Genomic DNA, 9,637 nt, shown 5'->3' on the forward strand with positions numbered 1-9,637 from the left:
TATGCTATAATACGATATATTTTGATGAAGTTCGTACTCAAAATCCCCACTTCCCGTTTCCATGGAGCCTATCTTGAGCACACCAGACACCCAAAAACAGACAAACCGCCTGATCAACGAAACCAGCCCTTACCTGCGCCAGCACGCCCACAACCCGGTCGACTGGTTTCCCTGGGGCGAGGAGGCGCTGGAGAGGGCAAGAAGCGAAAACAAGCCCATCTTCCTCAGTGTGGGCTACTCCGCCTGCCACTGGTGCCACGTCATGGAGCGGGAATCCTTCGAGGATGAGAAAACCGCCGCCATGATGAACGACCTTTTTATCAACATCAAGGTGGACCGGGAGGAGCGCCCCGACCTGGACGCCATCTACATGCAGGCGGTGCAGTCCATGACCGGCCAGGGAGGCTGGCCCATGAGTGTCTGGCTGACTCCCGATGGCTCTCCCTTTTACGGCGGCACCTACTTTCCGCCCACGCCCCGCCACGGCATGCCCAGCTTCCAGCAGGTGATAACGGCCATCTCCGATGCCTATCGTAACAGGCGGGATAAGATCGAAGAAAGCGCCGGCAAGCTTCGGGATTCCCTGCAGCGCACAGCCTTCGTCGGATCAACTGAGGGGTCCCTTGACGCTATGATCGCCGAGCGGGCATTTCAGGGCCTGATACAAACCTACGACAGCATCGAGGGGGGATTCGGCAACGCGCCCAAGTTTCCCCAACCCATGACTCTTTTTTTCCTGCTGCGCTACCACCAGCGGGCGGGCAACGGGCAGGCCTTACAGATGACAGTGCACACCCTGCGCAAGATGGCGCGGGGAGGGATGTATGACCAACTGGGCGGCGGTTTCCATCGCTATTCGGTGGACACTCTCTGGCTGGTTCCCCATTTCGAGAAGATGCTCTATGACAACTCGCAGCTGGCCCGGATCTACCTTGAGGCCTGGCAGGTAACCGGCGATCCCGAATTTCGTCGGGTGGCGGAGCAGAGCCTGGACTACGTCGCGCGGGAGATGACCGACCCGAGCGGCGGGTTCTACTCCACCCAGGACGCAGACAGCGAAGGTGAGGAGGGTAAGTTCTTCCTATGGAAGCTCTCGGAGCTGCAGGAACTCCTGGGGGTTGAGGATGCGCGCCTGGCGGCGGCGTATTACGATGTGACGGCCAGGGGCAACACTTCGACTACGCTCAGTGCAGGCTTCGAGGGAAAAAATATCCTCCATGTAGACCACGACCTGGAAACCGTAGCCCGACGCTCTGGCGTTTCACCCGAACACCTGCGGACGGTCCTTGCCCGTAGCAGGGCCAGGCTGTTCGAGGCCAGAGAGAAACGGATCAAACCGGCGCGCGACGACAAGGTGCTGACCGCCTGGAACGGGCTGATGCTGCGGGCCTTCGCTTATGCCGCCCGCGTGTTGGGCCGGGAGGACTACCGGCAGATCGCCGAAGCCAACGCCGAGTTTCTCTTGCGGGAACTGCTTACCGGGGATGGCAGGCTGCTGCGAAGCTGGGCACCGGGCTCCTTGACGGGAGGCGAAGCGCAGGCCAGGTTCAACGCCTACCTGGAGGATTACGCCAACCTGGTCGACGGGCTGGTGGAGCTCTACCAGCTCAGCTTCGATCTGCGCTGGCTGCAGGCTGCCCGTGATCTGGCCGACACCATGATCGAGCTCTTCTGGGACGAGCAAGATGGCGGTTTCTACCAGACCAGCTATGATCATGAGGCGCTGGTGGCCCGGCCAAAAGACTTCGTGGATAACGCCACTCCCTCGGGCAACTCGGTGGCGGCCGACGTGTTGCAGCGCCTTGCCGTGTTGACGGGCGACGACCGCTACCCGAAATACGCCGAGACTATCCTGCTGCAACTGCGGGAAGCCATGGCCCGGCAACCGCTGGGGTTCGGGCACCTGCTGGGTGCTCTTGAACGTTACCTGGCCAGGCCGCAAGAGGTTGCCATCATCGGAGATCCAGCTAATCAGGTTACGCAGATGTTGTTGCGAGAAGTGCGGGAACCTTTCCTTCCCAATGTGGTGGTGGTCCTGGCGCCAACAGAGCAGGCAGCAGCCGAATGGGCTGAGACAGTGCCCCTGTTGGCCGATCGGGTTCAGATCGGCGGCAAACCTACCGCCTATGTCTGTGAGAATTTCGCCTGCCAGCTGCCGGTGACCGATCCCGACGCCCTGGCCCGCCAGTTGGAAGCGTGAGGAAGGCTGGCTGAGCACGCCAATATAGAAGGACCCCGCGCTACAACCTGTGCCAGGGCCCGTGCAGTTCATCGCGGCAAAGAGATATTTGCAGTCACTCGGTCAGGGCGCGTCGACGACAGCGCCGCCAATGGGGAGCCTACGGATACGATACGGCGCTGTTGTGAACACCGGCATTGCACAAGGGAGGCTGTTATTGATAGTCTCCAATCCACACTACCCAATCCAGATACTCATGAACTGCATTGTAAAGCCGGCGGTCACCAGTGATCAGAGGTTCCCCAGTCATCTCAGCGAGAGCAAGATAGGCCGCGTCATAGGCAGAACGATCAAAGCGTTGTGCAAAAGGCAGAATCTGCTGCCAGGTCACCGGCCTCAAGGCGATCCCCAGGCCCTCAATTGCGATAAGAACATCCCTCGCCTGCATATCGCTGAGGCGTCCTTGTCGCCGTGCCTGAACGACTGCATTGGTCACTTCGTTGAGCAGCAAGGTAGGCGCAACCAACGCCACATGCCTGACCACGTGGTCACGGACCAGGCCCTGCGCTTGCGCCTGATCCTTGTCAGGTAAGAAGGCGCTGAGAATGACACTGGCATCGACAATCATTGTCGTGACTCCAGCTCCTCTCTGGATGCCTCGTACAACTCCTTGGCAGCGAGATCACTCCCCTCTAGCGAACGGGAAATCCGCAGCATCTCCAGATAGGCCTGTACCTGGCGCAGGCGTTCGTATTCCTCAGGAGAGACAAGAACACCGACAGGCTTACCCCGACGCGTGATAGTCACGGGTCGCTCGGGGATCTTTTTCAACCAGTAGGAAAGACGATTGTGCATATCAGTAATTGAAACTTGCATTTGACACCTCTCTTTCTAGACAGAATCCCTAGACAATTATGTAGACTTTGACGGGAAAGGACAAACCAGCCTGACAGATCGACCGTCGTCTTCTGACCGCCGACCACTGACCACTGATGGCTGTCTTCTGGAAGCCGTCTGTCGTCTGTCGTCTGCCGTCCGTGGTCCGCCATCCGCCGTCTTCTGGAAGCTGACCGCTTGCACCAATCCGATCAGCCGGTGTAAAATGTACCCTGTTTGGATCCATGCATTTCAACCGGTTTGAAACCCCTGGAGGTATCGCGATGAAGACCCCGTACTGGCTGCGCCTGACCACCCTGGTAATCCTGGTTGCCATCACCATAGCGCTGCTACCCACAGCCGGCTATGCCCGACAAACCACGCAAACCCTGCCAGAGGACACCCCCGAACGGTTCGTGGTGAGGGTCTATTACGACGACCCGGCTGATCTGACCCAGCTCTCCAGCTTCGATCTGTTCGAGTACAACAACAAAAAAGAGCAATACGTCCTGGTTGGCGTCGACCGCTTCGACCATGCCGTGCTGCAATCCCTGGGCTGGCGCGTCGAATTGGATATCAAGGAGACAGCGGCTTTTAACAGAAGACCGCCCGTACACCCTGAACAGCTGAGCGGCATCCCCGGCTATCCCTGCTATCGCACCGTGGAGGAGACCTTCGCCACCGCCCAGAGTATCGTCGCGGCCTATCCTGATCTGGCCTCCTGGATCGACGCAGGCGACTCGTGGGAAAAGAGCGAGCCTGGCGGCCTGGACGGCTACGACATGATGGTACTGAAGCTCAGCAACGCCAATGTTCCCGGCCCCAAGCCCAAACTTTTCATCACCACATCCATCCATGCCCGGGAGTACACCCCGGCCGAGTTGAATACCCGCTTCGCCGAATACCTGGTCGCCAATTACAACATCGACCCCGATGTGACCTGGGTGCTGGACTACCACGAGATCCACCTGATGCTGCAGGCCAACCCCGATGGGCGAAAGCACGCAGAAGCTGCCCAATCCTGGCGCAAAAATACCAACCAGAATTACTGCAGCCCCACCAGCAACAACCGCGGCGCTGACCTCAATCGCAACTTCGAGTTCCAGTGGGGTTGTTGTGGTGGCTCCAGCGGCAGCCAATGCGATTTAACCTATCGCGGCCCCAGTTCGGCCTCCGAACCGGAAACGCAGGCCATCCAGACCTACATGCGCAGCATCTTCCCCGATCAACGGGGTGATCCCCTCAACGATCCCGCGCCGGACGATGCCACAGGGGTCTATCTGGACATCCACAGCTACAGCGAACTGGTGCTCTGGCCCTGGGGATTCACCAGTACCGTGGCGCCCAATGGCACAGCCCTGCAGACGCTGGGACGCCGCTTTGCTTACTTCAATGGCTACTATCCCGAACAGGCCATTGGCCTCTATCCCACCGACGGCACCACCGACGATTTCGGCTACGGCGATCTGGGCGTTCCCTCCTACACCTTTGAGCTGGGCACTGCCTTCTTCCAGAGCTGTTCCGCCTTCGAGAACACCATCCTGCCCGACAACCTGCCGGCCCTGCTCTACGCTGCCAGGGTTGCTCGCACGCCCTACCTGACACCGGCAGGCCCCGACGCGCTGAATGTCACCCCGTCGCCTGGTACCATCTACATCGGAGAAGCGGCAACTCTGACCGCTACCATCGACGATACCCGCTTCAACAATGGCAACGGCACAGAGCCCACCCAGAACATCGTGGCCGCCCAATACTACGTCGATGTGCCTCCCTGGGAACCGAGCGCGACCGGGTATCCTATGACCGCGGTCGACGGCAGTTTCAACAGCACGGTCGAAGATGTAACCACTGATCTGGATACCACTGGCCTGACCCCTGGCCGCCACATCATCTTCGTGCGAGGCCAGGATTCCGCCGCTAACTGGGGACCAGTAAGCGCGGCATTTGTCGAGGTCAAGCTGTTCAGTGCCAACCCGACCACTCAGGCTGTGTGCAGTCCGGCCGATGCCAGCTTCACTCTGAATGTGGGAGGCTCCGATCCGGTCACGCTAAGCGCTTCTGGTAACCCGGCCGGCACAACAGCCGATTTTTCGGTCAATCCGGTTTCACCGCCAGGCAGCAGCATCCTGACCATTGGCAACACGGGCAGTGCCGCCCCGGGCAGCTACGCCATCGACGTGACCGGCGTGTCCGCCAGCGCAACGCAGACCACCACCCTCCATCTTGACCTGTATGACGGATCCCCCGGCGTCCCGACCCTGATCAGCCCGGCCGACGGTGCGGTCAACGTGAGCGTTACACCGGCCTTCACCTGGAATCCCGTCGCGCAAGCAGCCACCTACAGTATCGAGATCGCCACCGATAGTGCATTCAACATGGTGGTCGACTCCGCATCGGGGCTGAGCAACACCAGCTACACGCCGGCCGTTGCTCTCAACACCGGCACCCGGTACTTCTGGCGGGTCTGGGCCGACAACACCTGTGGCCCGGGCACTTACTCGCCGGTGTACAACTTCATCACCGTTGCCGCGCCCGGCGACTGCGGCCCTGGCTCGGTGGCCAGTTTACTTCTCAGCGAAGGCTTCGAAGCAGGCGGGACTGGCTGGACTTCGGGAGGCAGTGGCAACACATGGGCGCTGAGTACCGCCCGGCCCCACACAGGCAGCTACGCCTTCCATGGTGACGATGTTACTTCCATCAGCGATCAATACCTGGTCTCGCCGGCCGTTTCGCTGCCGGTAGGGCAGTCGCCCTTGAGCCTCAAGTTCTGGAACTACCAGGAGATGGAGGATCGTTCAGGTGGCTGTTATGACGGCGGTGTTATCGAGGTCAGCAGCGACGGCGGCGCCACGTGGATCCGCCTGGAAAGCGAATTATTGACCGATCTCTACGACGGGCCGATTTACAGCGGTTCCGGCAACCCGCTGGGCGGGCAGAATGCCTGGTGTGGTGATCCCCAGGATTGGCTGAACAGTATCGTCGATATCGACGCCTTCGCCGGTGAGACGGTTCAGTTCCGCTGGCGACTGGCTACCGATAGCTCAGTGGGTCGAGAGGGCTGGCACGTCGACGATGTGGTGGTGCAGGCCTGCGAAGTACCCTGCGCGTATGATGTCGACTCCTCTGGCCATGTCGACATAGCCGACATACAGTTGGTTGCCGGTTTCTGGGGCAGCCCCCATCCCATTTATGATTTCAATGGCAGTGGCACCGTCGACGTCGACGACATCCAGGCCGTCGCCAACTGGTGGAACACGATCTGTATTGATTGATGACCCCTCCCCGAGCCATGGAGTCGATGTTTTCGTCAAAACCCTGACGCTTCTCTGCAAGTTTGACATCTCCCCCTCCCAATCTGGGAGGGGGCCGGGGGGTGGGTCAACAATGCCCTATTCAGAATAGCCGGGAAACGCGATAACTATTTTGCACATCGATTGCATAGTGCTATAATCTGCACGCTTTGAGCGCCCCGCTCAAAGCTCGTTCCCTGTTTCAACATCAGCCCAGCTAGAAATCACAGGAGGCACAACCGAGATGAATCGTCGACTCCCCGTCCTTTTCCTGGCAGCCATGCTCACCATAGCTTTGGTCTTGCCAATCCTGCCTGCTGCTACCACAGCGGACGCCAGCCCCGTCCAAACCGATGGGGGCATCCAGGTGCGGGTGCCCAACTTCGCCTTCGATCCCATCCTGGAGGGTGAACCCAAGCTTAGCAATGAGCAGCGCTTCGAGGCTACCGACTCCGGCTTCCGCCTGGTCCAATTCTACGGCCCCACAGAGGACGCCTGGTTGGTCGAGTTGGAAGCCAGCGGCCTGACAATCCTGCAATATTATCCCCACTATACCTACCTGGTCTGGGCCGATGCTGCAGCTACCCGTGCTGCCAGCCAGTTCGACTTCGTTCGCTGGACCGGCTCCTTCCATCCCGTCTACAAGGTCAACAGCGACTTGACGGGCCGCGAAGGCATTGTTCAGAATGTCGATATCCTCTTCTACAACGACGGCAAGATCGACGAAACACTGGCGGCCATCGAGGCGTTGGGGGGCAATATCGTGCAGGTCTACCCGGCCCAGCCAGACAAGGCCTTCTTCGATGCCATTGTCGAGATGGATGCCAACTCCTTTGACAGCATTGCCACCATCGGCAGTGTGCTCTGGTTCGGTTACTCTCATCCCGAGCCTGTGCTGGACGACGAGATGGCGACCCAGATCGTGGCTGGAAACACGGTGGGCGGCGTGCCCCAACTGGGCTACTACGCTCACCTGGCCAACCTGGGCTACGATGGCACAGGCGTGCGCTGGGCCACCGTGGACACCGGCGTGGACTACGCCCACCCTGATCTCAATACGCATATCGCCGGCGGCTATAGCTTCCCCGGCGCATGTGCAAGCCCCGATGCTGGCGACGATTGCCCCAACGGCGGCCACGGCACCCACGTGACCGGCATCATCGGTGGCACCGGTGCAGGCGATGGCGTGGGCAATACCACTGACCCCGACGGCTTCCTCTACGGCGTGGGCATCGCCCCCGGCTACGAGATCTTCGCCATGAACTCCCTGTCCGCCTCCGCCTGGCCCCCGACCGGTGGCTGGCAGGAGCACAGCAAGCGGGCGGTTCTGGGCGGTGCCATCGGCGGCAACAACTCCTGGACCACCGGCGAGGGCACCCAGCACGGCTACCAGGCCTCCGAGCGCACCCATGACATCATGGTGCTGGACGGCAACTTCGACACAACCTCCGTAGCCGAGCCCTTCATCGAGGTCTTCTCGGCCGGCAACTCCGGCTTCAGTGGCCTGACCTCACCCAAGGAGGGCAAAAACCTGATCGTCACCGCGGCCAGCCTCAACTACCGGGCTGGAAACATCGATACGATCGCAGGCTTCAGCAGCCGCGGCCCGGCCGTGGACGGTCGCTGGGTTCCCACCATTGCCGCACCAGGCGATGACATCGCCTCCACGCGGCGCCTCGGAACGGCCAGCCAGTGCACCAGCACCATTGCCGGTACCAATGGGCTTTACTCCCTCTGCTCCGGCACCAGCATGGCCGCGCCTCAGACCTCCGGCACCATCGTGTTGGCTACCGAGTGGTGGCGGGACACCCAGGGCGGCAACGACCCCAGTTCGGCCATGGCCAAGGCCCTTGTGGTCAACGGCGCGGTGGACATGGGCACCCCTGATATTCCCAACATTCATGAAGGCTGGGGCCGCATCAACAGCACCAACATCATCAGCCCGGCGGTGCCGACCCTCTACTGGGACCTGCCCGTAGATTTCGCCAACAGCGGCGAATCCTGGCAGCTCTCCCTGGGCGTAATCGATCCTGGCCAGCCGCTCAAGGTGACGTTGGTCTGGGCCGACGCGCCCGGCGCGGTCGGCGCCAACCCCGCCCTGGTCAATAACCTGGATCTGACGGTGGAGAACGGCGGCAACACCTACCTGGGCAACGTCTTCAGCGGCGGCTGGTCGCAGACCGGCGGCGCAGCCGACAGCATCAACAACCTGGAGAATGTCTACGTCGAGAGCCCCGGCGGTGACATCGACATCACGGTGGATGCGGTCAATATCGCCGGCGACGCGATCCTCTACAACGGCGACCCCACCGACCAGAGCTTTGCCCTGGTGTGCAATAACTGTGCCCTTTTCCGGGACTTCACCCTGGATGCAACCCCCGCGTCCGCCGCGATCTGCACCCCTGACGATGCCGTCTACGACATCGAAGTGGGGCAGATTCTTGGCTACGACGACCCGGTGACCTTGAGCACCAGCGGCGAACCGGTCGGCACCACGGCTACCTTCGATACCAACCCGGTGATTCCCCCCGGCATGAGCCAGCTCACCATCAGCGACACCGCTGCGGCCACCCCGGGCAGCTACAGCATCGCCGTGGCGGGTATCGCTCCAACCAGCACCCACACGGTCATCGTCGGGCTGGAGATCTTCGACGCGGCGCCGGCGGCACCAGATCTGCTGACGCCACCCGACGGTGCGTTCAACGTCAGCACCACGCCTGCCTTCACATGGTCCGACGTGGGAGCGACCAGCACCCTGATCGAGATCGCCACCGACAACGCCTTCAACAATATCGTCGACTCTGCCACGGTGCCCGGCACCAGCTACAGCGGCGCCTCCCTCAATACCAGTGTGACGTACTTCTGGCGGGTGACTGCCGACAACGCCTGTGGCAATAATACCTCGGTCACCTGGAGCTTCACCACCCTGGCTGCCCCGGGCGACTGTGGTCCTGGCACCACACCCTACCAGGTGTTCTTCGATGACTTCGAGAGTGGTGCAGTCGGCTGGACCACCGGTGGCACTGCCAGCACCTGGGGAGTTGGCGGGGGTGTTGCCCCCAGCGGGCCGGTCAGCGGCAGCTCCGTCTATCACGCCGATGACGTCGGCTTTGTTTCCGACCAATACCTGATCTCTCCGGCCGTTGCGCTGCCCGTTGGCCAGTTGCCGTTGAGTCTCAAGTTCTGGAACTACCAGGAGATCGAGGATAGTTTCAGTGGTTGCTTCGACGGTGGTCTGTTGGAGATCTCCACCAACGGAGGTGCGACCTGGACGCAACTGGAGGCGGAACTG

5 protein-coding genes are annotated in these 9,637 nt (G+C 60.9%); 3 read left to right on the forward strand and 2 right to left on the reverse strand.

The window, feature by feature from the left end; translation table 11 throughout:
• Positions 1–73: 73 nt before the first annotated feature.
• Positions 74–2,200 (forward strand): thioredoxin domain-containing protein, encoded by a 2,127-nt coding sequence (locus U9R25_16035; GenBank protein ID MEA3337409.1) that lies wholly within the window; start codon positions 74–76, stop codon positions 2,198–2,200.
• Positions 2,201–2,393: 193 nt separating this feature from the next.
• Here U9R25_16035 and U9R25_16040 read toward each other — a convergent pair whose 3' ends face one another.
• Together U9R25_16040 and U9R25_16045 are read right to left on the reverse strand one after the other, a co-directional pair.
• Positions 2,394–2,807, reverse strand: a complete 414-nt coding sequence (locus U9R25_16040) for a type II toxin-antitoxin system VapC family toxin (protein MEA3337410.1) — start codon at positions 2,805–2,807, stop codon at positions 2,394–2,396.
• Positions 2,804–3,055, reverse strand: a complete 252-nt coding sequence (locus tag U9R25_16045) for a type II toxin-antitoxin system Phd/YefM family antitoxin (GenBank protein ID MEA3337411.1) — start codon at positions 3,053–3,055, stop codon at positions 2,804–2,806. Before U9R25_16045 ends, U9R25_16040 begins: the two co-directional genes overlap by 4 nt.
• 284 nt (positions 3,056–3,339) lie before the next feature.
• Here U9R25_16045 and U9R25_16050 point away from each other — a divergent pair, with 284 nt between their 5' ends.
• Entirely contained in the window at positions 3,340–6,327 is a 2,988-nt protein-coding gene (locus U9R25_16050; GenBank protein MEA3337412.1) for a M14 family zinc carboxypeptidase, read from the forward strand.
• Between the two features lie 262 nt (positions 6,328–6,589).
• Positions 6,590–9,637 (forward strand): S8 family serine peptidase (locus U9R25_16055; protein MEA3337413.1); only part of this gene is annotated, 3,048 nt, incomplete at its 3' end.

The organism is Chloroflexota bacterium, assembly GCA_034717495.1.
In the GTDB taxonomy this organism is placed as follows: domain Bacteria; phylum Chloroflexota; class Anaerolineae; order JAAEKA01; family JAAEKA01; genus JAYELL01.

Coding starts and splice junctions, on each gene's coding strand:
- U9R25_16040 (MEA3337410.1), bottom strand. CDS start 2,807: ATGATTGTCGATGCCAGTGTCATTCTCAGCGCCTTCTTACCTGACAAG.
- U9R25_16045 (MEA3337411.1), bottom strand. CDS start 3,055: ATGCAAGTTTCAATTACTGATATGCACAATCGTCTTTCCTACTGGTTG.
- U9R25_16050 (MEA3337412.1), top strand. CDS start 3,340: ATGAAGACCCCGTACTGGCTGCGCCTGACCACCCTGGTAATCCTGGTT.